The sequence below is a fragment of the Rathayibacter sp. AY1C2 genome (assembly GCF_002931195.1).
Taxonomy (GTDB): Bacteria; Actinomycetota; Actinomycetes; order Actinomycetales; family Microbacteriaceae; genus Rathayibacter.
The window spans coordinates 121,966-148,433 of the sequence record NZ_PSWG01000007.1; the positions used below are offsets into that span (position 1 = coordinate 121,966).

The following is a 26,468-nucleotide window of genomic DNA, read 5'->3' on the forward strand; positions in this document are numbered from 1 at the left end:
TCTCCTCAGAGGGCGGCGGGCGGGAGGGCGGATCGGGTCGCGGCCGGCGGTGAGGACGGCGGCGGACGGGCGGACCGTGCCCGCGGAAAGGGCGGACGGGGATGGGCGGACCGTGCCCGCGGAAAGGGCGGACGGGGATGGGCGGACGGCGCGAGCGGACGGCACGCGCCCGGGAGGGGCCGGGGCGACGCGGTCGAGGACCGGTCGCCCCGTGCCCGTCAGCACCCTGCGGTGAGGGTGACGCCGATGATGACGCCGGCGCAGAACGGGGTGGTGGCGGGCGCCTCGGAGGCGGCGTCGGTGCCGATCTCGTCGGCGGCGGTGAAGGTGTCGTGGGCGGTGGCGAGGTCGGCGAGGTCGGCGGACTGGACGGTCTGGGCGGTGATGGTCGACATGGTGTTCTCCTTGGATGAGTGGTGGCGGCGGATCCGCCGGGTCGTGCGGGGAGTGGTGCGGGTGGTCCGGCCGGAGGGCCGGGGAGCGGGTGCTGCGGGAGCACCCGGGCGGGAGGAGGGCCGGGTCAGCAGCCCGCGCCGAGGGTGGCGCCGACGATGATGCCGACGCACAGGGGCGTGGTGGCGGGCGCCTCGGTCGCGGCGTCCGAGCCGAGCTCGTCGACGGTGGCGAAGGTGTCGTGCGCTCCCGCGAGGGCGGTGAGGTCGGCGGACTGGGCGTCGGTGGAGATGGTGGTCATGATGTGTCCCTTTCGTGGAGTACCTCGGGCTGAGGTGGTGGTCCCCTCGGGATCGAGGGGAGGTTCGTGGGGCCCTAGCGGGCGGTGAGTCCCGGGCGGTCCGGGTCGATGCGCGCGGCGCGGGCGGCGTCGGCCCAGGCGTCGGCGGCGGGGATCGTCTCGGCCGAGGAGCGCAGGAGCGCTTCGGCGAGGACGCGGGAGCGGTGCTGGCCGAAGCTCAGTCCGCGGTAGGAGGAGCGCTCGTCGGCCGGGTCCTCGGCGTAGGCGAGGCCGTCGGCGAGCCTCTCGGCGAAGGCCGAGACGGCGGTGCGGGGCGAGGGCCGGGCATCGAGCAGCGGAGTGATCCTCCGGGCGACGTCGTCGGCGGAGTCGGCGGGCAGGTAGACGACGAGGGCGTCGGAGCGGGGGAAGGCCCGCGAGTCCGAGAGCGCCTTGGCCTGGTGGCGGGCTCCGGAGGCGGCGAGCGCCTCCAGGAGCGGGCCCCACAGGGCGAGCGCGTCCTCCGCCGAGTCGGCGACGAGCGAGAGGCGCACGACCCGGTCGGCGGGATCGAGTCCCACCGGGCCGAGGGCGAGGAGGTAGCCGGGAGTGGTGCGGGTGCGCCAGCTCGGCAGCCGGACGCCGGCGACGGCCCCGTCGGCGGAGCGGACGAGATCGACCTCGGGCACGAGGACCCGGACGCGGCCCAGCTCGACGACCCGGCGCTCCTCCCCCTGCACGGTGGCGGAGCCGAGCACTCCGGAGGGAGCGGGCTGCAGGACCGTGCGGTGCGGGATCGCGTCGATCAGCCGGGGGGCGAGGTCCTGGCCGTCGCCTCCGGCGGTCTCGCCGAGCAGCGGGTTCCGGAGGTGCAGGTGGGTGTAGAGGGTGGCGGCGAGTCGGGCCCGCAGCTCGATCGGCCCGGTGGCCTCGATCACGGTCCCGTCGACCTCGGCCCGCAGCCGGGCGGCGTCGACGCTGATCACGGCCTCGTCGAGGACGGAGCGGGTGGTGAGGGCGGTCATCGCGGGCTCCTGTCGAATCCGAGGGCGGTGGAGTAGGCGGAGGGGGCGAGCAGGACGCGGCGGCCGATGCCGGCGGCGGCCCGCTCGATCCCGGGGAGGCGGGAGACCATCGAGGCCCGGGCGAGGGTGCGGTCGACGAGGTGCCAGCCCAGGTGGGCGGTGGCGCGGACGGCGAGGGCGTCGTCCGCGCCGGCGGTCTCGGCGGCGTAGGCGAGCCACATCCGCCGGATCCTCGGGACCAGTGCCGCCATCCGCTCCGCGATGCGGGCGTCCGCGGCCGCGGTGTCGAAGGCGAGGGGAGGAGCGGAGGCGCCCTCCCGGGTGGTCACGGTGTCGAGCACCGCGCGGTGGATCCACTCCCCCGCCAGCGTGCCGAGGTCGCGGGCCGGATCCCCGATCCCGAACTCCTCCCAGTCGAGCAGCTGGAGGCGCCCGTCGCGGAGGTGGAACTGGTCGAGGCGGAGGTCGCCGTGGATCGGGGCCGTGCGGTTGCCGCTCTCCCACTCGCGGAGATCCTCCGTGGCCGAGACGAGCTGCTCGTCGTGCTGCAGGTCGCCCCAGAAGGCGAGCTCGGCGAGGGTGAGGTCGACGTAGCGGGTGTGCGGGATGCCGACGCGCAGCATCTCGACGGGAGGGCTGGGGTGCGAGGTCGCGGTGAGGCCCGCCACCGGGCCGGCGTGCAGCCGGGCCAGGAGCCGGCCGGCCTGTTCGGGGAAGTCCGCGGGGACGCGCTCCTCCACGAGCAGGAGGGCCAGGCTGGTGCCGGGGCAGTGCTCGAACACCAGCAGGGAGTCGTCCTCGTCGGCCGCCAGCAGGCGGGGTCCGGCCGGGGCGTGCTCGGGGCTCCGGGCGGCGAAGCCGGCGAAGTCCCTGGAGCGGCGGAAGGCCGCGGGGCCCGCCGTCCGGGGCGAGACGTGCTTGACGAAGACGCGGGCGCCGTCGTCGAGGGTCATCGTCCACGACGCGTTCCGGCCGGCGAAGGCGGGGCGGTCGATCGCGGCGACGCGGTGGCGTCCGCCGCCGAGCAGCCGCTCGGTCGAGGCCGCCGCCCGGAGGGCCGCCGGATCCGCGGGGCGGTGCCCAGGGGTCGCGGGGCGGAGCCCGGGAGTCGCGAGGAGAGTCACGATCGTGTCCTTCGGTCGGTCGAGCGGATCAGAAGAGGTAGGTGACGACGAGGTAGGCGCCGCCCGCTCCCCCGACGAGGAGGGCGGTGTTGACGAGCAGCTTCTTGAGGGGCGAGGGGCGGGTCGAGGCGGTGCGCGAGGTGGTCATGGTGGTGTCCTTCCGAGGGGTGGTGGTGGTGGATATCGGGAGCCGGGCCTAGGAGGCGTCGGCGGCCTTGAGGGAGGCGCGGAGCGAGACGCGGGAGCCGGTGCGGAGCGCGTTGTTGCGGTAGACGCGGACGACCAGGCGGAACAGCAGCGGCACCGTGATCGCGGCGACGACGGCGGCGATCACCATCTCGGGGGTGCCGACCGAGTCGAGGCCGAAGCGCATCGGCATCAGGTAGGAGGAGAAGAGGGGGACGAAGGAGAGCGCGTGCACCCAGGCCTCGTCGAGGTTCGCCGGCACCACGTAGAGCGCGATGATCAGCAGCGCCATCTGCACGACGGAGAGCGGCATGGCGGCGGTGCCCAGGTCCTCCTGCCTCGACACGGTCGAGGCGAGCAGGGTGCTGAGGAGCGCGAAGAGCACGTAGCCCTGCAGGAACCAGACGAGGAACCAGACCAGGCTCGGGCCGAGCTCGATCTCGAGGACCGACCACCCGCCGACCACGCTGAACCCGCCGACGACGGCGCCGCCGATCACGAGCAGCTGGGCCAGGGTCACCAGGCCGACGCCGATCATCTTCCCGGCGAGCAGCGGGGCGACGCCGATCTTCGTCAGCAGGATCTCGACGATCCGGGACGACTTCTCCTCGACCACCCCCGAGGCCAGACTCGACGAGGAGTAGACCATTGCGGCGAGCAGGGCGCTGATCATCGCGGTCGCGAACAGGATCCGGGTGTCGAGGACCACGGTCCCCGCCTCCCTCGTCGCGTCGACCAGGAACCAGCCGCCGATCCCGGCGCCGAGGCCGGCGATCGCGGCCAGCGCGAGGGTCGCGGTGAGGATCGTGCGGTTCCCGGTGCGGGTCAGGATCTCGCGGCGGACGATCGTCGCGGCTCCCCGGGCCGGCGTCGGAGGAGCGGAGCTCTCGGCGGTCCGGGCGTGGGCGGCGCGGGGGTGCGTGGTGGTCATCGTCCTGCTCCTTGGATCTCGAGGCGGCGCTCGGCCGCAGGGGTGGAGGCGGCGGTGAGCCGCTCGGACAGCAGCTCGGTCAGCGAGCGCTGCGCAGTGCGGATGCTCCGGAGGCCGCCGTGGCGGGTGAGGGTCGCGAGCACCTGCTCGGGGACGTCCCGGCCGCTGCCCTCAATCGAGACGAGCAGCGACTCCGGCTCACCGGGGACCGGCTCGGCCGACAGTCCCGGTGTGACGCCGAGCTCGGCGACGAGCAGGTCGTCCAGGGGGCGGGAGAACTGCAGCTGCCAGCGGCTGCGGCCGTCGTCCTGCAGCTCGGCCACCGCTCCGCTCGCGGTCACGCGGCCGGAGTCGAGCACGCAGACGGTGTCACAGAGGCGCTCGACCAGGTCGAGCTGGTGGGAGGAGAAGAGCACGCCGACGCCGCGGGCGGACTGCTGCCGGATCAGGCCGGCCATCGTCTCCACGGCGACCGGGTCGAGCCCCGAGAAGGGCTCGTCCAGCACCAGGAGCGACGGATCGCCCACCAGGGACACGGCCAGCTGCACGCGCTGCTGGTTGCCGAGCGAGAGGTCCTGCACCAGGGTGTCGGCCCGCTCGGCCAGGCCCAGCGCGTCGATCACCTCCTCGGCGGTCTCACGGGCTCCCCGGGCGTCGTGCCCCTCGAGCAGAGCGAAGTGGATCACCTGCTCGCGGACCCGCATCTGCGGGTAGAGGCCGCGCTCCTCCGGCATGTAGCCGATCGAGCGGCGGTCCTCGGCGGTGATCGGCGCGCCGTCCCAGGTGATGGTCCCCGTGTCGGGGGTGAGCAGGCCCAGGATCAGCCGCATCGTCGTGGTCTTGCCGGCGCCGTTGCCGCCGATGAAGCCGACGATCTCGCCGCGGCCCACGGACAGGTCCACGTCGTGCAGGACCCGGTGGCCGCCGAATGCACGGCTCACGCCGCTGAGCTGAAGCCCTCGCATGTCATCTCCTCGAAGTCGTTTCTCTTGACTCCTCAGACGCTACGGACGCTCTCGCGACGGGCTCCTGTACTTCGGTACAGCGCCGAGGTGGCCGAAAGTGCAGGTCCCGGATCACCGGACGTGCAGGTCCCGAGGCGGCCGCGCGTGCAGGTCCGGGGGCGGCCCGGGTGCGGGCCGCCGGCGTCCCGAGCACGACGGACGCCCCCGTGCTCGTCCGGTCGGCGACCGGAGCGCACAGGGGCGTCCGTGGAGGAGGAGGGGCGGGGTCAGGCCGTCGCGCAGCTCCCGTCGACCTCGCCGATGACGCCGTCCGTCACCGACACGACCGCGCAGTTCGGGTAGCCCCGCTGCGGCCGGTGCGCGGGGTCGAGCGCGCGGAGGATGCTCCCGAGCACCGCTCCGTGCGTCACGACCAGCACGTCCCCGTGCTCCGCCGCCGGCGCGAACCGCGCGATCGCGGCCTCCACGCGGGCGCGCACGGTGGCACCGCTGTCGGCCCGGCCGGAGGGGTCGTGGCGGTGGATCGCGTCGAGCACCGAGTCGAGCCCGGCGTCGGTCATCCGCGGCCAGTCGGCGGAGGAGGGCACGTAGGAGTAGCCGTGGTCGGCGAACACCGGCTCCCAGAGCGAGGCGTTCGGCTGCCCTTCGAAGGCGCCGAAGTGCCACTCGCGGAGCTCGACCATCGGCTCGGCTTCGAGCGACGGGTGCCCGGCGAGCGCCGCCGCCGCCGTGGTCCGGGTGCGGGTGAGGTCGCTCGTGAACGCCGCGACGAGCGGCACGCCGCGCATCCGCTCGCCGAGGGCCGCCGCCTGGCGCTCGCCGCGCTCGGTCAGCGGCGAGTCGCACCAGCCCTGCAGCTGGCCGGCGACGTTGAAGAGGGTCTCGGCGTGGCGGACGAGGTGGATCGTGCCGGTCACGGGCGCGCGCTCGCAGGCGTGGTCAGGCAGGCGGGGGTGGTGCGGTGCATGCGGTTCTCCGGGGTCAGCGCGCTACTCCGGAGCGGCGCGCGCGATGTGGAGGGCCAGGAAGGCGACCTCCTCGTTGGGCAGGGCGGCCTGGTACTCGGCCGCCACGAAGGAGCGGACCCGCTCGGCGGAGGCGATCGCGCGCGGGTAGCGGGCGCTGAGGCTGGTGAAGAGGAAGTCGTCCTCGCTCTCGAGCAGGCCGCCCGAGAAGAAGCGCTCGGCGAAGTACTGCAGGTGCGCCACGAAGCGGGCGGAGCGGAGGTCGTCGCGGTCGAGCGCGGCTCCGCTGGAGTGCTGGATGATCGCGGTCACCGAGCGGATGAGCTGCACGATCCGGAGCGAGTCGATCCCGACCTTGCCGAGCTCCGCGTTGGCGAGGTGGAAGGCGACGTTCGCGGCCTCGTCGGCGGGCAGCTCCACGTCCAGGCGCTCGCGCATCCGCTCGACCGCCCGCTCCCCCACCGCGTACTGCACGGGGTAGACCGTCCGCATCTCCCAGGCCAGCCGGTTGGCGACCGAGAGCCCGCGCCGCTGCCGCTCCACCGCGAAGTGCAGGTGGTCGGTGAGCGCGAGGTACACGTGCGGGTCGAGCTTCAGCCCCTGCTCCTCCGCGTCGGCGACGACCGCGCGGGTGAGCTCGACGAACTCCGGCGGGATTTGCGCCAGGAGCTCGACGAGGTTGCGCTGATCCGAGTCGTCCAGCGCCACGAACACCTGGTCGACGCTCGAGGGCTCGATCGCCTCGCCGGCCTTCGCTCCGAAGCCGATCCCCCTGCCCAGGAGCACGCGCTCGACGCCGCGCTCGTCGACGACGAGGACGACGCTCGAGTTGAGCACCTTCTTGATGGTCTGCATGCGTGTCTCCGTCGACGGCCGCGTCAGGGCTGGGGTGGGGGTGGCGGGGCCTCTGCCCGGAGAGCCGGACGGCGCCTCCGGGCAGAGGAGGATCATCCCAGATCCGCGCCGTTGGAGGCGATGACCTTCTGGTACCAGAAGAACGAGTCCTTCCGGTAGCGCTCGGTGCTGCCGTGGCCGAGGTCGTCCATGTCGACATAGACGAACCCGTAGCGCTTCGAGATCTGCGAGCTGGAGGCGCTGATCAGGTCGATCGGCGCCCAGCTCACGTAGCCGAGCAGCTCCACGCCCTCGTCCACCGCCTGGATCATCTGCTCGAAGTGCGCGCGGAAGTAGTCGATCCGGTACGGGTCGTGGACCCGGCCGTCCTCGGTCAGCTCGTCGCGCATCCCGAGCCCGTTCTCGACGATGAACAGCGGCTTGCCGTAGCGGTCGTAGAGGTCGATCAGCGAGATCCGCAGCCCGACGGGGTCGATCTGCCAGCCCCACTCGCTCGACTCGAGGAACGGGTTCTTGACGCCGAGGACCGTGTTGCCGGGGGTGCGCTCGGCGTCGGGGCGCACGGACTCCGTCATCGACATGTAGTAGCTGAACGAGATGAAGTCGACGGGGTGCTCGCGCAGCAGCTCGGCGTCGCCCGCCTCGAACGGGATCTCGACTCCGCGGCTCTCGAGCGCCCGCAGCGCCAGGCGCGGGTAGGCGCCGCCCGCCTGGACGTCGGTGCAGAGGTAGAGCATCCGCTCCTTCGCCTGCGTCGCCGCGACGTCGTCGGGGTGGCAGGTGTTGGGGTAGGTGGTCAGCATCGTGAGCATGCAGCCCATCCGCGACTCGGGCCACAGCTCCTTCAGCGTCCTCGTGACCGAGGCGGAGGCGACGAACTGGTGGTGCAGGGCCGTGTAGCAGGCCTGCTCCACGCTGCCCTCGACGGTCTCCTCGATGATCCCGCCCGAGGTGAACGGGTGGCGGATGATGCCGTCGATCTCGTTGAAGGTCAGCCACATGTCGACGAGGTGGCCGAAGCGCTCGAAGCAGGTGCGGGCGAAGCGCTCGAACAGCCCGATCGTGCGGCGGTCGACCCAGCCGTTGTGCTTCAGCGCGAGCGCGAGCGGCGGGTCGTAGTGCGAGAGCGTGACCAGCGGCTCTATCCCGAGGCGCCGCATCTCGGTGAAGAGGGCGAGGTAGTAGGCGATGCCCTCCTCGAGCGGCTCCGCCTCCTCCCCCGTCGGGTAGAGGCGGGTCCAGGCGATCGAGACGCGGAGGGTGGTGAAGCCCATCTCGGTGAACAGCGCGAGGTCGCCGGGGTAGCGGTGGTAGAAGTCGATGCCGCGGCGCTTGGGGTAGTACTCGGTGTCGTCGTCGGACATCGCCGCCGTGATGCTCTCCACCGTGTTGCGGTGGTGGATCGCGTACTCCTTCGGGTCCGCCTTCGGCTTGTAGGAGGCGACGTCGCTGACCGCCGGGCCGCGCCCGCCCTCGCGCCACGCGCCCTCGACCTGGTTGGCGGCGAGGGCGCCGCCCCATCGGAATCCGTCAGGAAGCGCCATCGGCGAGCTCCTTCTCTCTCTGCGTCACGGTCATGATCCGGTCGCCGGCGGTGATCCGCTCGGCGGCCTCGACGAGCACGGTGTACTCGGCGGAGTTGGTCACGAGCACCGGGGTCGTGGTGTCGTAGCCGGCCGCGGTGATCGCGGCCAGGTCGGCGGTGAGGAGCAGCTGCCCGACCTCGACCCGGTCGCCGACCGCGACGTGCGCCTCGAACGGCGCGCCGTCCAGCTGCACCGTGTCGATGCCGACGTGGATGAGCACCTCGACGCCGTCCGCGCGGCGGAGCCCCACGGCGTGGCGGGAGGAGAGCAGCGCGATGACCTCGCCCGCGAACGGCGCCCGGACGGCTCCGTCTGTGGGGCGGATCGCCAGCCCCTCGCCGAGCACGCCGGCCGAGAACACGGGGTCCGGCACCTCCGAGAGGGGGATGACGGAGCCGGTGAGCGGCGCCTGCAGCGCGAGCGGGCTCCCGGCGTCGGCCGCCACGTCGCCGAGCGCCTGGACGCTGGCGGAGGCGTCGTCGCGCCAGATGACGAAGGAGACGACGAACGAGACGGCGACCGAGATCAGCAGGCCGATCACGGCGTTGAGCAGGTTCCAGGGGTTCAGCCCGTCGATGAACATCGAGATGCTCGCGACGCCGGGGCTGACCAGCGCGAACGCGGCGACCTGCGTGGCGCCGATGTAGGCGCCTCCGACCACGCTGCCCGTGATGACGGAGACGAGGGCGCGCTTGTTCTGCAGCGTGACGCCGTAGAGCGCCGGCTCGGTGATCCCGAAGAGGGCCGAGAGGCCGCCCGAGAAGGCGGTGGCGCGGAGGGTCGCGCTCTTGGTGCGCAGGGCGATCGCGAGGCTGGAGCCCGCCTCCGCCGCGTTGTGGGCGAGCGAGGAGGCGAGGTAGAAGGTGTCCTTGCCCGCGCTGGCCATCGTCGCGATGGTCGGCGGGATGAACGCCTTGTGCATGCCGACCGAGATGATCAGCGGGAGCACGCCGGCCAGCAGCGCGACGGCCACCCAGCCGAGCGCCCCGTAGAGGCCGATCATCGCGCCGGTGAGCATCGAGCCGAGCCAGTAGCCGAGGGGGCCGAGCAGGAAGATCGTGGCCGGAGCGACGATCACCAGGCACATCAGCGGCACGTAGAACGTGCGGATCGGGCCCCACGAGTGCTTCCTGAAGAAGCGCTCGACGACCGAGAGCAGCAGCACGGCCAGGATCGCCGGGAACACCTGCGCGTTGTAGGCGATGACCGGCACCGGGATGCCGAAGAGCGCGACGCCGCCCTCCTGGTTGAGCAGCGTCGTGAACGCCGGGAAGACCAGGACGCCGACGAGCCCGAGCGCGAGCGGCCGGTTCACGTCGAGCTTCTTCGCGCTCGTGTAGGCGACGAGCAGCGGCAGGAAGCCGAACACCGCGTCCGGGATGGCGGACAGCAGCTTGAAGTTGTCGGAGGCCGGGTCGAGCCAGCCCAGCGCCGAGGCGAGGACGAGGAACGACTTGAAGATGCCGGCGCCCGCGATGGCCGGGATGATCGGCGTGAACACGCTGACCACGAAGTCCATGATCGTCGCGCCGAGGCGCTTGAGGGACCGCGGCTGCTTCGCCTGCTCCGCGGATGCGGTGGTGCCGCCGCGCAGCTTCTCGACCGCCGCGTACATCTCGCTGACGCCGCTGCCGACGATGACCTGCGTCTGCGGGCCTGTGACGACGCCGATCACGCCGGGCACCGCCTTCAGCGCCTCGACGTCGGCCTTCGCGTCGTCCGCCAGCGCGAACCGCAGACGGGTCGAGCAGTGCTGCAGCTTCGCCACGTTGGCGGCGCCGCCGACGTGCTCGAGGATCGCCTTCGCGCTCTCCTGGGTACTCATCGGTACTCCTCCGGGTGTGTGGGGACGCGCGCTTCCCTGCGCTGTGCTGCCCGGCCGTCCGTCGCCGTCCCCGCCCCCTCCGGCACCGTCATCGGTGCTCCGGCGGAGCGTCAGGAGGCGTCCGGGCACAAAAAAAGGACCCGACGACGCTCAATACGCGTTTCGTCGGATCCTGCCTGCACGACCAGTCACATGTCCGAGAGCGACGCTAACACGGGGGTGGGTGGGGCGTCAAAGAGGGGGGTGCTTCGAGATCGAGCTCATCCGTTCCAACGACACGAGATTTCATCACGAAGAGCCGGACGATTTCTTTCCTTCGTGCCGGTGCGAGAGTAGTCGTCGACCTCATCCGGATGAGCATGGAGAAGAGCAAACAATGGCCAGGATCAGATCGCTGGAGCGCGGCGACCAGCGGGTCACCGTTCATCCGACCGAGGTCGACTGCACCTTCCAGGAGATCCAGTCCGATGACGGCCAGACTTACGTCCATCTGTCGACCTTCGGATCAGATGACCGCAAATCCGGCCCCAAGAGCAGTCAGAGCCTCCAGCTCGACGAGAAGATGGCGCGCGAACTGATCGAGGTCCTGATCACGGCATTCCACCTGGATTGAGTCGCGCACCGCGCAGGACCGCCTTGCGCCATTCGCTCTCCACATCTGCCGCTACCTCATCCGGATCCTGGTGCTCCCAGTAGCGGAGCACCAGCCATCCCGCTCCAATCAGTCGCTCATCCGTGTCGCGGTCCCGCGCGGTGTTCGCCTGCAGCTTGGCCGTCCAGTAGCCGTCGTTCCGCTTCGGTTGCGTGGCATGCTCGGGGCAGCTGTGTCAGAAGCAGCCATCGATGAAGACCGCGATCCGACGAGCGGTGAAGACGACGTCTGCACGCCGCCGCAGTCCCGGCAGCGGAGCGTGATCGACCCGGTAGCGGAGCCCCCTGGCATGGAGTCGACGGCGCACCTCGAGCTCAGGACGGGTGTCCCTTCGCTTGTTGCCGAGCATGGACCGGCGGGAGCCGGGCGTGCTCGCCCACGACTCTGCCCCCACTCCGCGGTCCGGCCTCAGCTCAGGACGCTCGCGACGGAGCGGGGAAGGTTGGTGTGCGTCGTCTCGTAGTCCACCCCGAGGAATGACTTGAAGAGCGCGGAGAAGACGACCTCCGCCCCCTCCACCGGCACGGCCATGCCGATCTGGCGTCGCACGCTGTCCCTTCCCCCGACGAACTGGTACTGGTCCGGGAACGTCTGGAGTCGGGCGCGCTCGCGATTCGTCAGCGCTCGCGGCTCATCCCAGTGGTAGACGTGGGTACCGCCGCCGCCCGAACCAGTGACGGTGTACGAGGGCTTGTCCCTCTCGAGACGCTTGTAGATCTGGCTGATCGTCGCGCCTGTGACGTTGAGTCGGAGGTGCTCAGGGAGCTCCGCAGTGAACGCGCTCTGCCCCGGCTTGATGTGCGTGAGCCGCTCGATGACCCAGGGCTTCTGCTTGGCGAGCTCGTTCTGAGTCACGTCGGGGCCGATAGGCGGGTTCTCGAGCCGATTGCCCGCCGAGTTGTCGATGTGCGCATAGGGCTCCACCGCCGGGATGCGGAACTCGACGTCGAGGTCCCTCCGGATGCCCACGATGAGGATGCGGTGCCGGCGCTGGGGCACCCCGTACTGCTCGAACTTGTACAGGTGCGGAGTCAGGACGTATCCGCCCTGGTCCCCCGCTTCCTCCAGCTCGCGGAGGATCCGACGGAAGGAGTGGCCGTCGTTCGCGCCCTTCAGGTCGCCCACGTTCTCGGCGACGAACCAGGACGGCGAGTGCTCGTTCAGCACGTTCACGCCGTACTTGTAGAGCGGCCCGAAGCGCCCCATCATCCCCTTGCGCTCGCCGACACGGCTGAAGTCGTTGCACGGGAATCCGAAGGCGAAGCCGTCGATCGGGTCGAGCGCAGCGGTGTCGAGGGTGCGGACGTCGCCGTGGATCACGGACTCCCGGCTGGCGCCGGGGATGTTCAGACGGTAGGTCTCACAGGTGTCCGCGTCGTAGTCGTTGGCCCAGACGTGCTCGAGGCCAACATCGAGGCCCTGCGCAGCGCGATGCGCACCCAGCGCCATCCCGCCCGGTCCGCAGAAGAGCTCACCCATCTTGAAGTCCACGTGCTGCCTCTCGTTCGACCCCGACACAGTGTGCGGCTTGCCACTGACATGCGCAGAGCGGAGCAGCTGCGCACCGCCGCGCGAGCGTTCCCCGCTGAGCACGCGCGATGCCCCGTCGGGCCAGGAGCAGCTTACCGTTCCCGGAGGAGTCGGCTGCACGGGTGCGGGAATGCCCGAAGGCCCACCAGCTTGCGCCTCATCTCCTGCTTCATCGCACCCGGCCTCGGCATTCCGCGGAGAACTCAGTGTCCTTTCCTGCCCTTAGGCTGTCGATGAGTTCATCGAGGGGGCGGCTTGCAGCACGAGATTCTTGTTCCCGGCGTGGAGCTGCTCGAATCGATGCGCTCCGTCGGGTACTCGTTCCACGCGGCTATCGCAGACCTGGTGGACAACAGCATCAGCGCTGGGGCGGTCCGAGTCGAGATCGTCGGCGACCCGGTGGACTCCTCATTCCTCACCGTCCTGGACGACGGCGCGGGGATGAGCCCCGACGAGGCTCGGACAGCACTGCAGCTCGCCGGCAGCGCGCGCACGACGACGAGAGCGGGAAACGACCTCGGACGGTTCGGCCTCGGCCTCAAGACCGCATCGCTCTCGCAGGCGCGGCGATTGACCGTGCTCACCCGGAAGAACGCTCAGACGACGGCTCTCCAGTGGGACATCGACCACGTCCTCTCGTCGGGTGAATGGTCCCTGAGCGTGCTTGCCGAGAACGAGTACACGTCGCTTCCCCGGGCGGATGCGCTCCTCTCCCGACCGTCGGGGACGCTGATCGTGTGGCAGGAGCTCGACTACATGCTCGGCGCCGCGTCACGGCCGGATCTCGTCATGGCGGAGCGGCTGGCCGACCTCAGGGGCCACCTCTCCCTCACCTTCCACCGGTTCCTCGACGACGGAACGCGCAGCCCCCTCGTCATCAGCGTCAACGGCCTCGACGTTCCGGCGCTCGATCCCTTCCTGTCGAAGAACCCTCGGACGCAGCAGTCCCACCGCGAGCCGCTCACGATCGAGGGGCAGAGGATCGAGTTCCAGGCCTACACGCTCCCGCACCCGTCGGCACTCTCGAAGAAGGACCGCGAGCGCTGGGATCTGAGCGCCGGGATGCGCGAGCGCCAGGGCTTCTACATCTACCGGAACCGCCGCCTCATCTCCTACGGCCACTGGTTCGGGCTCTCCCGTCGCGAGGAGCTCTCCAAGCAGTCCCGCGTGATGGTCGACATCCCGAACACCGTCGACCACCTCTGGCAGCTCGACATCAAGAAGTCACGTGCGGAGCCGCCTCAGGCCTTCCGCCTCCACTTCCGGCGGGTCATGGACAAGGTCATCGATCGCAGCAAGCGGGTCCACACGTTCCGAGGAAGGCGCGTGTCCGGCGAGACCATCGCCAGGATGTGGGACAAGATCACCGATCGAGAGGGCTCCCGCTACCAGGTGAACGCCGAGCACCCGCTCGTCGCGGCACTGCAGGAGACGATGACCGACGAGCAGAAGCGCCAGCTCTCCCGGCTGCTGACCGATCTCGCCCAGACCTTCCCGACCGCGGATCTCTACATCGAAGCCGCCAAGGGCCAGACGAGCACCGCACCGGCGGCAGCTACCGCCGACGTTCTCGCGCAGCTCGCGGCACTCCGCCGTTCGGGCGGCTTCGGCGACCTTCCTCCGGCGCAGGTGGCCTCCACTCTCCGCGCCACGGAGCCTTTCGACCGCGTCGAGGACCTCGACGGACTCATCACTCAGATCTGGAGCGCACCCGCATGACGACCACCGCCGTCGAGAAGGACAAGAAGAAGCTCCTGGACATGCTCACCGGTCTGCTCGTCAACGATGACTCAATCGAGCTGGACGAGCTCGAGACGAAGGCGCGCCTGTTCGCGCCGATCGTCGGTCCGCACCTGCAACCAGGGGATGTCGACGCCGTCATCGCACGAGTGACGGAGCTCCACGAGGTCACAATCATCATCGGGCCGGTCGTCGTCGACCCGACGACCTTCACGGAGTGGCTGGAGAAGCGCAAGAAGACGATTGAGACGAAGCGCTGGAACGCGTACCAGCAGCTCCTCGTCAACCGGGAGTGGGGCCCGACCGTCATCAGGAAGCTCGACGAGCAGACGGACATCATTCTCGAGCGCATGGGCGATCCCAAAGTGGGCGGCGAGTGGGCCCGTCGCGGACTTGTCATCGGCGAGGTCCAGTCGGGGAAGACAGCGACTTATCTGGGCATCCTCAACAAGGCCATCGACTACGGCTACAAGATCGTCGTCGTCATCGGCGGACACACGGAGGACCTCCGCCGTCAGACGCAGCAGCGCCTCGACAAGGACATGACCGGCGTCGATTCGGTGTACATCGCCGACAACATCGACTCCCGCTACGCCAACATGCGCATCGGGGTCGGAGCGATCGACGGGTCCATCCAGAGCAACATACTCACGACGACCCGCTCCGACTTCAGCGCGGCGAGCAAGAACGCCGGGGTCGTAGCGCTGGGCGGCGACACTCCGACGATCTTCGTCGTGAAGAAGAACGCCCGAGTGCTCGCGAACCTCGCCAACTACCTCGTCGGACAGGCCCACCAGGGGAAGCTCACCGCGCCGCTCGTCGTCGTCGACGACGAGGCCGACTGGGCGTCAGTCAACACCAAGACCGAGGATGACGCGGCGGCAGTCAACCGCGTCATCCGCCGGTTGCTCGCCACCTCCAGCCGCAGCTCCTACCTCGGCATCACGGCGACGCCCTTCGCGAATGTGCTGATCGACGATTCTGTCGAGGAGGACCTCTTCCCTCGCGACTTCATCCAGGCCTTGGAGAGCCCCTCGAACTACACGGGCGTCGAGGCGTACTTCGGTCGCGACGCGGGGGGCTCCGACCCGCGGATCAGGACCGACGTCCAGGACTGCCTGGAGGTGCTGCCCTTCACTCACAAGCGGACGGCGCAGCTCGACGAGCTCCCCGGCACGCTGATTGAGGCCATCAGCGCGTTCCTCGTCGGGACAGCCATCCGGCGCCGGCGCGATGGATCAGTGCGACCGGCATCGATGATGATCAACGTCTCGCGCTTCAACGACGTCCAGTCGAATGTGACCGCGGAGGTCCAGAACTTCGTGGACGATGTCCGGCGGGCGGTGCTGGCTGAGTACGCCATGCCGGAGGAGGAGGGCGACACGACGACAGCCGCCTCGATCCTGAAGGACACCTTCGACGGCGAGTTCGCCGACGAAGCCTCCTGGGCCGAGCTGCGACCGCTGCTCCTCCAGATCGTCGAGGAGGTGAGCGTCGTGCTCGTCAACAGCGGGACGATGGGCCCGCGCAACAAGCGGCTGAGCGAGATGTCCCGAGAGGATCGGGAGGCCGAGTCCCGGCTACCGACGATCTTCGTCGGAGGCGATGTGCTGGCTCGAGGTCTCACCCTCGAGGGGCTCCAGGTCAGCTACTTCGTGCGCAAGGCCGCCGCAGCAGACACGCTCCTCCAGATGGGGCGGTGGTTCGGCTACCGTCCGGGCTACGAGGACCTTGTCCGAGTCTGGATCGACTCCACAGTGGTGGATCTCTTCAAGTACGTCGCCGACGTCTCCGACGACCTGCGGGGCTCGCTGCGGCTGATGAACTCCTTGAAGATGACGCCTCAGCAGTTCGGCCTGAAGATGCGACGGCATCCCGAGGCGTTCCTCATCACCGCAGCGAACAAGCAGAAGCACGCCGCGCAGATCGAGGGCGAGGTCGACATCGACGGCGCATCGTTCGAGTCTCATGTGCTGTCGAACGATCCCCTCGACAGGAAGAGGAACTTGGACGCGGCGAGGGAGCTGGCCGAGACGCTGCAGGAGGATGCGGGCAGCGGTCCGGATGAGACGCGCTCCTCGATGGTGTGGTCGAACGTGCCTGCCGAGGTGGTTGCGCGATTCTTCTCGCGCTTCCGCGGCCACGACAGCGAGACCTTCTTCGGGAGGACGAACAAGAGCGGTGGGAAGGCCCAGCTCGCCGCGCACCTGGCCGATGCAGTCAACTCGGAGACCTGGGACGTCGGCTTCGTTGAAGGCCGGCATGATGAGACGACGAACGTGCTCGGACTGCCCCGGGCGATTAAACCGAGCATTCGCAACAACCTCGAGGCGGCCTCAGGCGGCTCGGTGCGCTTCGGGAATCGGCGAGTAGCAGCTGGCGCAGATATTCGTAACGCGATGGACACGGCTCGCATCCTCGAGTTGGAGGACGGGCTCGAGGTCGACGTTTCGGGCAAGAAGAGGCGCCTGTCCGACCAGGACGTTATCAGGGGCGCGCTGGTACGCCCCCTTCTCCTCGTCTTCTCTGTGATCAACAAGAACTCCTCTTCTGAAATGCTGTCGAAGCATGAAGCTGGCGGCGATCGCAAGTCAGACTTGCAGTTCACCCCGGAGGACCCCCTGATCGCTGTAGTGGTGGCTTTTCCTGTTTCACCCGACGACGCCGAGCGGGCTGGGAGCAAGAAGCATCGAGTCGCTCGCTTCGTCGCGAACACCGTCTTCGCCCGGCTCAACCTGGGACTTCCCGACGACGAGGAGCTCGCGGGGGACGAGGAGTGAGACTCGACGAGGCATTCGCTGCGGTATTGAGAGGGACGGATGGCCAGGTAGTCAAGCTTCGGCACCTGTGGTTGCGCGTCTTCGCGCAGAACAGCCAGCAGAAACCTGCGCTCGTCCTCGAGCTTCCGTCTATGCCGGCCTACTTCATCGACGGCGGTCGAGGATTTAACGTCCAGCTCACGCAGTCCGTGCATTCCGCGACGAGCTACCTCAGGATCAGCTCGTCGGACTCAGAGGTGCAGCCGGCCTTCCTGGCGCTGTGCCAGTACCTCCTGGACGAGAGCGGGAGAGCGGACGGCGCTTCAGCGAGCGTGGACATCTTCGCGCGTAGCCTGGAGTCGTTCCGGGACCTCCTCGCCAGGCCCCGGGGCCGTCTGGGAGAGGATGCGCTCCGCGGACTGATGGCCGAGCTCTCGATCCTCGAGAGCCTTGCAGACGAAGCGGACTCCCTGTCGGGCGCTCTCCGCGCCTGGAGCGGCCCCTACGGCAACAGCAAGGACTTCATCTTCCCCTCGGGGCACTGCGTCGAGGTGAAGTCAGCACGCCTGCCGTCGATGGAGGTGACGATCTCGAGTCTTCAGCAGCTCGAGCCCGCCAACACGACTCTCCAGCTCGCGGTCCTTCCGATGGAGCGCTCGAACGCCGACGACGGCGAGGCCAGGAATCTCCTTCAGCTCTTCGACGCGCTCGCAGAGGCCGCCGATGCTGATCCTGTCTCCCGGAAGCTGTGGCGGGACGCGGTCGAGACGCTGGGCTTCGACCGCGACGATGCGTACTACGCCGACTGGTGGTTCCGCCTCGGCGAGATGCTCGCCTTCGACGTCCTGGAGGGCTTCCCGCGCATCCGCGCGCACTCGGTGCCGGCCGCCGTCAGGAGCGTCAGCTACCGCCTGGACATCACGTCGCTGTCCGACTTCACCGCCAGTCTCCGACTGCACTGATCAGCAACACGAGGTACGCACCAATGACATTCGAGGAAGATCTCCGCGAGCAGATCGCCCTGCGCGCCGCCGGCTCGTCCTCCTTCGCAGTCCAGGCTTTCGGCGAGGAGCTCGTGGAGCGTCTCGAGGACGCCGAGGTCGTCTTCGATGCCACGGTCGAGCCGTTGCGGTGCATCGGGCGACGGGGCAGGAAGCTCGAGCTCCTCGGCTCCGCAGAGGATTCCGCGGACGACTCGCTGGTGATCATCGTCGGGACGTTCCGTGGGACGACGGGCGCCGTGCTGACGAAGTCCGAGTCGGACAAGATCTTCGGCGCTGGTGCCGCCTTCCTGGAGCACGCACTCGACGGATGGCTCACCGAGCACCTCGAGCCCAGCTCCCGAGAGGCTGACTATGCCGCGTATCTGAGGGACAATCTGGCCCGATTCCAGCGCTTCAAATTCCTCCTCGTGACCGATGCCACTCTGAGCGCCAGGGTCACGACGATCAACGATGAGGTCGTCCTCGACAGGCCTGCGTCCTACTCGATCTGGGATCTGCGCCGCTTCGAGGAGCTGGCCGCCTCGGAGAGCGGCCGGGATGACATCCGGCTCGACCTGACGGAGTGGATGCCCGAGGGCCTCCCCTGCCTGGTCGGAGCGGAGAACGGCGCGGAGGCTCAGAGCTACCTCGCCGTCCTCCCCGGCCGCGTGCTCGCCGACGCCTTCCAGCGGTTCGGCAGCCAGCTGCTGGAATCGAATGTGAGGACCTTCCTGAGTGCGCGGGGGAAGGTGAACAAGGGGATCCAGACCACGCTGGCTGAGGAGCCCGAGATGTTCCTTGCCTACAACAACGGCCTGACCACGACCGCTTCCGACGTGACCGTCGAGCAGCGCGACGGGGGGACGTACCTGACCGCGATCGACAACTGGCAGATCGTCAACGGAGGCCAGACGACGTCCTCCCTCGCTCACTTCGTTCGTCAGGCGAAGGACAGGTCGCTCGACGGCGTCTTCGTCCAGATGAAGCTCGTCAAGGTTGCCCCTGTCAAGGCTCAGGAACTCGTTGCGAAGGTCTCCCGCTACGCGAACAGTCAGAACAAGGTCAGCGAGGCCGACTTCTTCTCGAACAGCCCGTACCACGTGAAGCTCGAGCAGATCAGTCTCCGAGTCAAGGCACCGGCGAAGGACGGTGCACAGTTCACGACCGGCTGGTTCTACGAGCGGACCCGCGGGCAGTACGAGAACTCGAAGAATGCGCGCTCGGCGCCGGAGCAGAAGCGGTTCGAGCTCGAGTTCCCCCGGGCCCAGGTGATCGCGAAGACGGACTGGGCGAAGTTCGCCTTCTCCTGGGACCAGAAGCCCCACGAGGTCAGCAGGGGTGCGCAGAGCAATTTCGTGGCATTCGCCGCCGAGACGGACCGGCTCTGGAAAGAGGCCTCCGACGCCGTGGACGACGAGTACTTCCGGCACAGCATCGCGAAGGTCATCATGTACAACCGGCTGCGCGCCGCGGTCATGCAGTCGGACTGGTACTCGACCGGCTACCTCGCGAACATCGTCTCCTACGCCATATCCAAGTTCGCCTACGAGCTCGGACGACAGATGCCCGGCTACCGATTCGACTTCGAGCGGGTCTGGCGCGAGCAGCGGCTCGGACCACGCACTGAGGCTGTCCTCCTCGACCTCGCGCATGCCATGCACGGAGTGCTTACCGACCCCTACCGCCTGCAGATCAACGTGACGCAGTGGGCGAAGCAGGTCGCGTGCTGGGACTCGGCCAAGAAGAGACGGTTCGTCCTGCCTGCCGCCCTTGTCGACGAGCTGGTCGAGGTGGGAGGAGCGCATGCTGCCGCAGAGGCCCCCCAGTCCGATCTGGACCCGGCACCTCAGGCGGATCCTGTCCAGCGCGTGCTCGACGTCCCGTCGGCGGTGTGGACGACTGCCCTAGGCGAGGGCGTCGAGCGGGGTATCGTCAGCCCGATCGAGCGCGCCCAGATCGAGCGCCTCACTGCTCCGGGGAAGCCCCCGACCGAGCGGCAGGCCACGAGGGCTCTCGCAGCACTGGCTCGTGTAGCGGAGCACGGGCTCATCGCCGCGGACGCCTACTGAGGCGGTCGCCCCGCCGCCCTCCCCTCAGCCCAGGCCGGCCTCAGCCAGCCCGCTCGCGAGCTCCCCCTCGCCCCGATCCTCCAGCCGGGCCTCGAGCTCCTCACGGCTCGCCTCCTCGGGCAGGCCGACCGCGCGGGCCATCGTCGAGGAGTCCGCGGTGGTGATGCCCATGACGGCGAGCAGGTCGTCCGGTCGTTCGATGCCGGCCACGGTCACGTGCTCGCCGTCGAAGACGAGCCGCACGCTGTCTCCGGCCGCGCTGTCGATGGTCGCGAGCCCTGCGCGGAGGGTGCTCATCATCGGCTGCGTGCGGGCCCAGGTGATCGTCAGACCCCACCCGTCCCCGCTCCACTGCCTGGTCTCCCCGGGGGCCACGCCGAGCGCGAGGGCGACTCCGGACGAGAGCATGGTCCCGCTCCCCCGCAGGTGCTCCCCGGTGACGTCGATGCGGAAGGCGATGCGCCCCTCGTCGAGGAAGTACAGGTTCCTGGTCATCCCCGGCTTCGTTCGGACGACTGCTCTGCGTTCCGCGAAGCGCACCACTCCGGCCTGGACGACGAAGGGCCAGCCTCCGGCGTAGGTCCTGATGCTGTTCGCCGAGATCGAGAACCGCTCCGGTAGATCCTCCAGGAGCGCGTCGAGCGCGACCGCTCCGTCGTTGCGGCGCACCTCTGCGGCGATGGCGTCCTTGATGCTCGTGTAGGCCTCTCCGCCCCACTCGGCGAGCGCCCAGTCGTCGCGGCCGACCCGGACCAGACGCGCGTCGGCTGCGAGGGCGTTGCGGATCGACCGGACCTCGCGCTCGCCCTCGAAAGCGGCCTCGATCCAGTCGACGGACCTCGGCTCGCCCTCGCTGCTCAGCAGGACGACTGCGAGATCGCCGATCGACCTCCGACGCGAACTCGTCCAGACGTCCCCGATGCGGACGTGGCCCAGCATCGCCATCCACTCGACGACCCTCTTCTCGCTGAGCGACGTCCATTCGGCGAAGGAGGCGAGGACCTCCGCGTGGGTCGCTCCGCCGTGAGGATCGACGAGGTCGGCGAACCGGACGGCCGTCTCGGCGCGTGCGGCCCCGAGAGAGGGCGCGGCGAACCAGGCGCCGTCGCCCTCGAAGCCGTCGTCGACGGCGTCCAGCACGGCGAGCGCCGACGTGCCGTCGTCGTCGATCTCGTCCAGGAGTCCGGGGACGTCGGACAGCCCGTCGAGGTGGGACAGCGCTCCGATGCGGGCCCTCACCGCGGAGGCGCGGAAGGCCAGCGCCTGATCGCGCTCGAGCCAGAGGGGCAGAGCGGCGCGCAGGCGCACCTCGAGCTGGCGGACCCGTTCGCGAGTGACGCCGAACCGCTCCCCGAGAACGTCGAGGGTCGCGCGGCGACCGGCTGTGTGCCGCTCGAGCAGGATCACCCGCTGACGGTCGTCCAGCTCCGACAGGTGGACTCCGAGCTGCTCGGCGAGCGTCGCTGCCGGCGCTCCTCCGCTCCACTCCGCAGAGGTGAGCGAGTCGAGCAGAGACCACGCCTCGACGACTTCGGCCGGAGCGTTCGCCGTGTCCCGGGAACCGGCGAGGAGCGGCTCGTCGCTGAGGCCGAGCGCCTCGTTCCAGGCGGAGGCGAGGTGGAGCGCATCGAGGAGCCGCGTGCGCGGGGTGGCCTCGGCCGCCTGACGGGAACGTCGAGACGGCGGAGACTGCTCGGCGAGCGGCGCCGCACGGTCCTCTCCGGTCCGGAGAGCCTCTCCGACGTACCAGCTCAGGAGATCCGTGAGGCTGCGGGCGCCCATGCCGCGCACGACCATGAGCCCCCGGACGCGCATCGGCGCCAGTGCCTCGAAGTCCACGAGTCCTTCCCTCAGGAGGACGTTGGCGAGCCGGACGCTGTCGATGCGCTCGGGCAGGCCGCGGACCCGGACGGACGGGAAGAGCTCGCCCATGGTCGAAGCGGACCTGTGCTCGACGATGTGCTCGACGACGGCCGAGCGCGCGCTCGGATCCGAGGGGTCCGCCTCCGCGAGCACGGAGCGGAGCACCGCCCTGTCGGCGGTCGCGTGCCCTTCGAGCCAGGGGAGAGCCCGCCTCCAGACGATCGGCAGCTCCCCCTCGTAGTCGAAGTCCTCGTACGCGCTCCCGGTCATCGGGCCCCCTCTCGGCTCAGCCATTCTGGCCGGCGCAACCGACATCCGTCGCCGACGCTCCGCTCGCGACGGCCGGACCGGCCCCTCACTCCCCGCACCCCGCCAGCACCGCCTCCGACGCCGCCCGGTCCCGCGCGTCAATCCCGAGCCCGTAGACGCTGAGCACCGCCACGAACTGCTCCACGTACCCGCAGCGCAGCTCCGCGGCCGGTGGCAGCCACTCCCCCGGGCCGGCGTCGCTCTTCGCGCGGTTGGTCTGCTCGGAGGCGGCGACGAGGTTCGCGGGATCGTTCGCGAAGGCGAGGCGCTGCTCGTCCGTCCACGACCAGGCGCCGTGGTGCCACGCCCAGCCGAGGGCGACGACGTGGTCGATCTGCACGAGGCGGGAGGTGTCGGTTCCGGAGACGAAGGCGACCGAGGCGCCGTCGTAGGGGTCGATCAGGGTGCCGGTGAGGACCTTGCAGTCGCGGGTGCCGGGCTTGAACACGGGGGCGAGCAGGTCGCGGCCGAGGACGTCGTTGCGGGTGTCGCAGCCGTTGCGGTCGACGTCCGACCACGCCTGTCCGAAGAGGTCGCGGTCGTAGGGGACGGCGGCGGGGCCTTCGACCGAGGGGAGAGCGGCCAGCGTCGCGAGGGACGGAGTTGACGGCTCCGTTTCTGGAGCGGACGGCTCCGTTTCCGGAGCGGACGGCTCGACGACCGCCGGCGGGCTGCTCGGCACGGGAGCAGCGGGACTGCTCGACGCCGCAGAAGCACCGGCCGGGGAGGATACCGCCGCCGGTCCGCCTCCTCCCGCCGTCTCCGACAGCGCGACGGCTGCGACGGCGAGCGCCGCGGCCCCCAGCAGAGCAAGGACCGCACCGGCCCGCCGCCGAGGGCGCCCGCGCACGGGGGCAGCTGACCAGTGGCGCATGATCGACCCCTCCTGCGACGAGACCCGCGATGCGGTCGACGCGACGCGCCTCCTCAGTATGCGGAGTGACCGGCTCCGGGCTCGCGGTCAGGCCGAGCGTCGAGGAGGACGCGGCCGCGCGGAGCGACGGCGTCGACGACCGGGCTCGAGCCTCCCGGAGGCCACCTCGTCGCGCCCGCGCCGTCGACCCGCGCCTGCTTGACTGCTCCCATGGAGATCTTCATCGGAGTGGTCGGCCTGCTCGGCGGGCTGGTCATCGCCGGGCTCGCGGTCGTCGCGGTGGTCATCGGACGGCGGCGGGCGGTGCCGGCGTCGCTGGTCGACGTCGAGGTGCGGCTGACGCACGCCGGGGACGGCTGGTGGCGGGTGGGCGCGCGGGTGCGCAACTCCGGCCGCTCGCTCGTGCCGGTGACGAGCTACAGCGACGGGCGGCCGATCTCGGTCGATCTCGGCGGGGCCGTGTCGGCGGAGTGGTACGGGTCGGCTCCCCGGTCGGACGCGTGGCGGATCGATCCGGCGGTCGGGCTCCTCCTCGGACCCGTCGCGCTGGAGCGCGGGGCCGACCTGGGGGCGACCATCGTCGTGCGCGGGCGGCCGCAGGTGCGGATCGACGCGCCGCTGCGCTACGTGCCGGTGCGCGAGAACGTGATCGAGTCGCAGACGCCGGACGCCGCTCCGGTCTGGGGCGTGTCCGAGGCCGCGGCCGCTCCGGCAGCAGCGCCGGCGTCGGCTCCCCCTGCGCCGATCCGTCCGCGTCAGCAGCGTCCGATGGACGCCGACCCGTCACGTCCCGAGCGTGAGAGCGTCCTCCGCGGCGGCTTCGGAGTGTGGGCGGCGATGATCGCGGGCGGCGCAGGAGCCGTCGGCGTCGCGATCGGGATCGCCCTCGAGCTGGCCGGCGTCGAGGCGTCGGGGCTGGGAGGCGCGGGCATCATCCTGATCGCGGCCGGCTTCCTCGGCCTGGTCGGCACCCTCGTGATCCGGCTGCTGCGCCGCTGGCTCGAGCCGCCCGCCCTCTGGCGGACGCCCGCGCAGCGCCTCCGCCGCCCCGGGACGATCACCGTCCTCATCCTGAGCTACGCGGGGCTGGCGCTGTTCTGCACCGAGTTCGCAGCTCAGTCGGTGACGGGCGACACGACCTGGGTGGCCGGTGTCGCCGTGCTGATGCTGATCGCCGCACTGATCGGCATGGGACTCGTCGGGTTCCTCCGCCTGGTCGTCCTGCTCGGCGTGCGCCGCGCCTCCCGGGAGACCCCGTGACCCGAGAGGTCGTCGTCGTCGGAGCCGGCCTGGTCGGAGCGGCGACAGCCCGCGCCCTCACCGAGCGCGGCGATCGCGTGGTGCTCGTCGAGCAGTTCGAGCGGGGCCACGACCGCGGGTCGTCCCACGGCGAGACGCGCATCTTCCGCCGCGGCTACCTCGAGGACGACTACCGCGCCCTCACCGGACGGGCCGGGCGCGCCTGGGCACGGCTCGAAGCCGAGACCGGCCGCCGCCTGCTGCATCCGGTCGGCGCGATCGACCACGGCGACCCCGCCGTCCTGGCCGCCGTCGAGGCGGTCCTCCTGCGCGACCGGATCCCCGTGGTGCGGGTCGAGGCGGACGAGGCGCAGCGGCGCTGGCCGGGACTCCGCTTCGAGACCGACGTCCTGCTGCACCCCGAGGGCGGACGCCTCGACGCGGCGGCCGCGATCGACGCGATGCTCGACTCCGCCCTCGGACGCGGCGCTGTCCTCCGGACGCGGACGCGAGTGCTGGGCATCGAGGAGCGCGCCGACGACGTGCGCGTGCTGACCACCGACGGCGCCCTCGACGCCGACGCGGTCGTCGTGGCCGGCGGATCCTGGACGCCGCCGCTCGTGAACGGCCTCGTCCGCGCGGCCGGCCGACGCCTCCCTCCGCTGCGCGTGACGCAGGAGCAGCCCGCGCACTTCGCGACCGACCTGCCCCTCGACTCCTGGCCGAGCTTCGCCCACCACCGCGCCGGCCTGCCCGTCGTCTACGGGCTCGCGACGCCCGGAGTCGGGGTGAAGGTGGGCGAGCACAGCACCGGAGTCGTCGTCGATCCGGACGAGCGCACCTTCGAGCCCGAGCCCCGAGCGCTCGCCCGCCTCGTCGGCTACGTCGCGGAGTGGATCCCGGGCGTGGACGCGGCGAGCGCCGCTCCGATCAGCTGCCTCTACGACAGCACGCCCGACGAGGACTTCGTGCTCGACCGCGTGGGCCGCGTGACTCTGGCGACCGGGTTCTCGGGGCACGGCTTCACGTTCGGCCCGGTCCTGGGCGAGCTGCTCGCGGACCTCGTCGCCGGCGGAGCGGCGCGGGAGCGGTTCCAGCTGCTGCCGGCGTGAAGGGCGGGTGCATCCGGAGGAGCGGCTTCCGACCGGGGAGGAGCGAGTGGATTCCGACGCAGCAGCGGATGCTCAGCGGCCTGCGGGGCCCGTCCCGCGCTGCTCGCGGCCGTCCGGGTCGAGGAGCACGGCGTCGTCCCAGCCGCTCGCCGCGTCCGTCGTACGGGCCTTCGCCGGCGGGCGCCGCGCGACCGCGACGACGATCAGCGCTCCCAGCATCACCAGGGCGGCGGTCTGGAGCGGCGGCGCGACCATCGCGAGCGCCTGCCGCACGTAGAGCTCCGGCGGGACCGTGATCGAATCGCCCTGGTACTGGTTCGGCAGCAGGAGGACCACGACCGGGAGCGCGAGCACTGCGGCCCAGAGGACGACGGTGACCGCGATGGCGGCGGCCCAGAGCAGGCGGACCCGCTTCATCGGCGGGGAGCCTTCAGCAGCGGCACCACGACCGCCAGGCCGAGGGCGATCAGGCCGACGGTGAGGAACGGTCCGATCGCGTTGTCGCTGAGCACGCGGAGGTACTGCTCGGGCCCGAAGGCGCTCTGCGACGGCGAGTAGTCGTACCAGCTGTGGGAGCTGTTCCAGAGGGCGAGGAGTCCGACGAGGACGCTCACGGCGCCGACGACCCCCAGGGCTCCGGCGATGCGGCGAGTGGAGACAGCGGGGCGGGGGTCGGCGTCGGTCGCGTCGCGGCGGTCACCGGAGTCGGGTGCCGCGTCGCCGGGAGCGGGGTCGGGTTCGGCGGGAAGCGGGACGGTCGGCTCGGTCGGGAGTGGGACTGTCGGCTCTGCGGGTCGGGGCGCGGTCGGCTCCGCGGGTGTCGGGACGGCCCGCACCGCCGATCTCTCGCGCTCCGGAGCCGTCCGTCGGCCGGAGGCTCGGGAGCCCGTCGGGCCGCCGACCGATCGCACGTCCTCCTGATCGGGAGCGGACCCGCCACCTCGCCGGACAGCCGATCGCCCGGTGCCCGCAGCCCCGCCCGACAGGAACGGGGAGCGGAGGCGCTCCTCACCGCTGCCGCGCCGCTCGGCGCCGCGTCCGTCGTAGCCGCGCTGGAAGCCCGCGTGGTAGCGCGGGTCGGTGCCGCCCTCGTCCGTCCCGCCGCTCTCGCGTGGGGAGCCGTCCGCTCCGGTGCTCCGCGCCATGCCGTCCCCCGCTTCGTGCAGTCGGGCCATCATGTCGCACCTCGCCCGCTGCGGGGAG

General features: G+C 70.6%; 23 protein-coding genes. 7 read left to right on the plus strand and 16 right to left on the minus strand.

The features are described from left to right. Nucleotides 1-218: 218 nt before the first annotated feature. The 10 genes from C5C55_RS16535 to C5C55_RS07770 all read right to left on the minus strand — a co-directional run bounded on the left by C5C55_RS16535 (nt 219) and on the right by C5C55_RS07770 (nt 10,135). Nucleotides 219-395 carry a hypothetical protein gene (locus C5C55_RS16535; protein WP_181067805.1) on the minus strand — a complete coding sequence of 59 codons (177 nt, stop codon included), beginning with the start codon at nt 393-395 and terminating at the stop codon, nt 219-221. Nucleotides 396-520: 125 nt separating this feature from the next. Then, entirely contained in the window at nt 521-694 is a 174-nt protein-coding gene (locus C5C55_RS16540; RefSeq protein ID WP_181027122.1) for a hypothetical protein, read from the minus strand. Nucleotides 695-768: 74 nt separating this feature from the next. Beyond that, a complete protein-coding gene (locus C5C55_RS07735; RefSeq protein WP_104233479.1) occupies nt 769-1,698 on the minus strand; it encodes a T3SS effector HopA1 family protein in 930 nt (309 codons plus the stop codon). Then, on the minus strand, nt 1,695-2,822 hold the full coding sequence (gene lxmK / locus C5C55_RS07740) for a class V lanthionine synthetase subunit LxmK (RefSeq protein WP_258059357.1): 1,128 nt from the start codon (nt 2,820-2,822) through the stop codon (nt 1,695-1,697). The genes C5C55_RS07735 and lxmK overlap by 4 nt, the downstream gene beginning before the upstream one ends. A gap of 196 nt (nt 2,823-3,018) precedes the next feature. After that, nucleotides 3,019-3,939 (minus strand): ABC transporter permease, encoded by a 921-nt coding sequence (locus tag C5C55_RS07745; RefSeq protein ID WP_104225127.1) that lies wholly within the window; start codon nt 3,937-3,939, stop codon nt 3,019-3,021. Further along, complete coding sequence (locus C5C55_RS07750; RefSeq protein WP_258059757.1) at nt 3,936-4,880, minus strand: ABC transporter ATP-binding protein; 945 nt, start codon at nt 4,878-4,880, stop codon at nt 3,936-3,938. The genes C5C55_RS07745 and C5C55_RS07750 overlap by 4 nt, the downstream gene beginning before the upstream one ends. A gap of 290 nt (nt 4,881-5,170) precedes the next feature. Further along, nucleotides 5,171-5,821 carry a histidine phosphatase family protein gene (locus tag C5C55_RS07755; RefSeq protein ID WP_104266689.1) on the minus strand — a complete coding sequence of 217 codons (651 nt, stop codon included), beginning with the start codon at nt 5,819-5,821 and terminating at the stop codon, nt 5,171-5,173. A 72-nt stretch (nt 5,822-5,893) separates the two neighbouring features. After that, nucleotides 5,894-6,724 carry a PRD domain-containing protein gene (locus tag C5C55_RS07760; RefSeq protein ID WP_104225973.1) on the minus strand — a complete coding sequence of 277 codons (831 nt, stop codon included), beginning with the start codon at nt 6,722-6,724 and terminating at the stop codon, nt 5,894-5,896. A gap of 92 nt (nt 6,725-6,816) precedes the next feature. Then, the gene (locus C5C55_RS07765) at nt 6,817-8,268 is read right to left on the minus strand and encodes a glycoside hydrolase family 1 protein (RefSeq protein WP_104233480.1); all 1,452 of its coding nucleotides are present in this window, start codon (nt 8,266-8,268) and stop codon (nt 6,817-6,819) included. Next, on the minus strand, nt 8,255-10,135 hold the full coding sequence (locus tag C5C55_RS07770; RefSeq protein ID WP_104233481.1) for a beta-glucoside-specific PTS transporter subunit IIABC: 1,881 nt from the start codon (nt 10,133-10,135) through the stop codon (nt 8,255-8,257). The genes C5C55_RS07765 and C5C55_RS07770 overlap by 14 nt, the downstream gene beginning before the upstream one ends. 376 nt (nt 10,136-10,511) lie before the next feature. Between C5C55_RS07770 and C5C55_RS07775 the strand changes: the two genes are divergently transcribed. Continuing rightward, nucleotides 10,512-10,748: a hypothetical protein gene (locus C5C55_RS07775; RefSeq protein WP_104233482.1), complete on the plus strand. Its 237-nt coding sequence runs from the start codon at nt 10,512-10,514 to the stop codon at nt 10,746-10,748. Nucleotides 10,749-10,962: 214 nt separating this feature from the next. Here the strand turns inward: C5C55_RS07775 and C5C55_RS16945 are convergent, their stop codons facing one another. Both C5C55_RS16945 and C5C55_RS07785 read right to left on the minus strand, forming a co-directional pair. Continuing rightward, nucleotides 10,963-11,136 (minus strand): hypothetical protein, encoded by a 174-nt coding sequence (locus tag C5C55_RS16945; RefSeq protein ID WP_308471116.1) that lies wholly within the window; start codon nt 11,134-11,136, stop codon nt 10,963-10,965. 59 nt (nt 11,137-11,195) lie between these two features. Then, nucleotides 11,196-12,278 (minus strand): DNA cytosine methyltransferase, encoded by a 1,083-nt coding sequence (locus C5C55_RS07785; protein WP_104224062.1) that lies wholly within the window; start codon nt 12,276-12,278, stop codon nt 11,196-11,198. Between the two features lie 294 nt (nt 12,279-12,572). On the opposite strand from C5C55_RS07785, the gene C5C55_RS07790 reads away from it, so the two are divergent. Genes C5C55_RS07790 through C5C55_RS07805 form a run of 4 tightly spaced genes read left to right on the plus strand, consistent with a single transcriptional unit; the run spans nt 12,573 to nt 19,868 of the window. Continuing rightward, complete coding sequence (locus C5C55_RS07790; RefSeq protein WP_104224063.1) at nt 12,573-14,036, plus strand: ATP-binding protein; 1,464 nt, start codon at nt 12,573-12,575, stop codon at nt 14,034-14,036. Next, nucleotides 14,033-16,837, plus strand: a complete 2,805-nt coding sequence (locus tag C5C55_RS07795; RefSeq protein ID WP_104224064.1) for a Z1 domain-containing protein — start codon at nt 14,033-14,035, stop codon at nt 16,835-16,837. The genes C5C55_RS07790 and C5C55_RS07795 overlap by 4 nt, the downstream gene beginning before the upstream one ends. Beyond that, nucleotides 16,834-17,778, plus strand: a complete 945-nt coding sequence (locus C5C55_RS07800) for a PD-(D/E)XK motif protein (protein WP_104233483.1) — start codon at nt 16,834-16,836, stop codon at nt 17,776-17,778. The genes C5C55_RS07795 and C5C55_RS07800 overlap by 4 nt, the downstream gene beginning before the upstream one ends. A 23-nt stretch (nt 17,779-17,801) precedes the next feature. Then, complete coding sequence (locus C5C55_RS07805) at nt 17,802-19,868, plus strand: AIPR family protein (RefSeq protein WP_104233484.1); 2,067 nt, start codon at nt 17,802-17,804, stop codon at nt 19,866-19,868. Nucleotides 19,869-19,892: 24 nt separating this feature from the next. Here C5C55_RS07805 and C5C55_RS07810 read toward each other — a convergent pair whose 3' ends face one another. Both C5C55_RS07810 and C5C55_RS07815 read right to left on the minus strand, forming a co-directional pair. After that, nucleotides 19,893-22,001, minus strand: a complete 2,109-nt coding sequence (locus C5C55_RS07810) for a sigma factor-like helix-turn-helix DNA-binding protein (protein ID WP_181067807.1) — start codon at nt 21,999-22,001, stop codon at nt 19,893-19,895. 85 nt (nt 22,002-22,086) lie between these two features. After that, nucleotides 22,087-22,722, minus strand: a complete 636-nt coding sequence (locus C5C55_RS07815; protein ID WP_181067808.1) for an HNH endonuclease family protein — start codon at nt 22,720-22,722, stop codon at nt 22,087-22,089. A 402-nt stretch (nt 22,723-23,124) separates the two neighbouring features. Here C5C55_RS07815 and C5C55_RS07820 point away from each other — a divergent pair, with 402 nt between their 5' ends. Together C5C55_RS07820 and C5C55_RS07825 are read left to right on the plus strand one after the other, a co-directional pair. Further along, the gene (locus tag C5C55_RS07820) at nt 23,125-24,174 is read left to right on the plus strand and encodes a hypothetical protein (protein WP_104233487.1); all 1,050 of its coding nucleotides are present in this window, start codon (nt 23,125-23,127) and stop codon (nt 24,172-24,174) included. Beyond that, on the plus strand, nt 24,171-25,265 hold the full coding sequence (locus tag C5C55_RS07825) for an FAD-dependent oxidoreductase (RefSeq protein ID WP_104233488.1): 1,095 nt from the start codon (nt 24,171-24,173) through the stop codon (nt 25,263-25,265). Before C5C55_RS07820 ends, C5C55_RS07825 begins: the two co-directional genes overlap by 4 nt. A gap of 72 nt (nt 25,266-25,337) precedes the next feature. On the opposite strand, the gene C5C55_RS07830 is transcribed toward C5C55_RS07825, so the two are convergent. Beyond that, nucleotides 25,338-25,682: a hypothetical protein gene (locus tag C5C55_RS07830; RefSeq protein WP_104233489.1), complete on the minus strand. Its 345-nt coding sequence runs from the start codon at nt 25,680-25,682 to the stop codon at nt 25,338-25,340. Further along, nucleotides 25,679-26,440 carry a hypothetical protein gene (locus C5C55_RS07835; protein ID WP_181067809.1) on the minus strand — a complete coding sequence of 254 codons (762 nt, stop codon included), beginning with the start codon at nt 26,438-26,440 and terminating at the stop codon, nt 25,679-25,681. The genes C5C55_RS07830 and C5C55_RS07835 overlap by 4 nt, the downstream gene beginning before the upstream one ends. Between the last annotated feature and the right edge of the window lie 28 nt (nt 26,441-26,468).

Coding starts and splice junctions, on each gene's coding strand:
- C5C55_RS16535 (WP_181067805.1), bottom strand. CDS start 395: ATGTCGACCATCACCGCCCAGACCGTCCAGTCCGCCGACCTCGCCGAC.
- C5C55_RS16540 (WP_181027122.1), bottom strand. CDS start 694: ATGACCACCATCTCCACCGACGCCCAGTCCGCCGACCTCACCGCCCTC.
- C5C55_RS07735 (WP_104233479.1), bottom strand. CDS start 1,698: ATGACCGCCCTCACCACCCGCTCCGTCCTCGACGAGGCCGTGATCAGC.
- C5C55_RS07745 (WP_104225127.1), bottom strand. CDS start 3,939: ATGACCACCACGCACCCCCGCGCCGCCCACGCCCGGACCGCCGAGAGC.
- C5C55_RS07760 (WP_104225973.1), bottom strand. CDS start 6,724: ATGCAGACCATCAAGAAGGTGCTCAACTCGAGCGTCGTCCTCGTCGTC.
- C5C55_RS07765 (WP_104233480.1), bottom strand. CDS start 8,268: ATGGCGCTTCCTGACGGATTCCGATGGGGCGGCGCCCTCGCCGCCAAC.
- C5C55_RS07770 (WP_104233481.1), bottom strand. CDS start 10,135: ATGAGTACCCAGGAGAGCGCGAAGGCGATCCTCGAGCACGTCGGCGGC.
- C5C55_RS07775 (WP_104233482.1), top strand. CDS start 10,512: ATGGCCAGGATCAGATCGCTGGAGCGCGGCGACCAGCGGGTCACCGTT.
- C5C55_RS16945 (WP_308471116.1), bottom strand. CDS start 11,136: ATGCTCGGCAACAAGCGAAGGGACACCCGTCCTGAGCTCGAGGTGCGC.
- C5C55_RS07795 (WP_104224064.1), top strand. CDS start 14,033: ATGACGACCACCGCCGTCGAGAAGGACAAGAAGAAGCTCCTGGACATG.
- C5C55_RS07805 (WP_104233484.1), top strand. CDS start 17,802: ATGACATTCGAGGAAGATCTCCGCGAGCAGATCGCCCTGCGCGCCGCC.
- C5C55_RS07810 (WP_181067807.1), bottom strand. CDS start 22,001: ATGACCGGGAGCGCGTACGAGGACTTCGACTACGAGGGGGAGCTGCCG.
- C5C55_RS07820 (WP_104233487.1), top strand. CDS start 23,125: ATGGAGATCTTCATCGGAGTGGTCGGCCTGCTCGGCGGGCTGGTCATC.
- C5C55_RS07830 (WP_104233489.1), bottom strand. CDS start 25,682: ATGAAGCGGGTCCGCCTGCTCTGGGCCGCCGCCATCGCGGTCACCGTC.
- C5C55_RS07835 (WP_181067809.1), bottom strand. CDS start 26,440: ATGGCCCGACTGCACGAAGCGGGGGACGGCATGGCGCGGAGCACCGGA.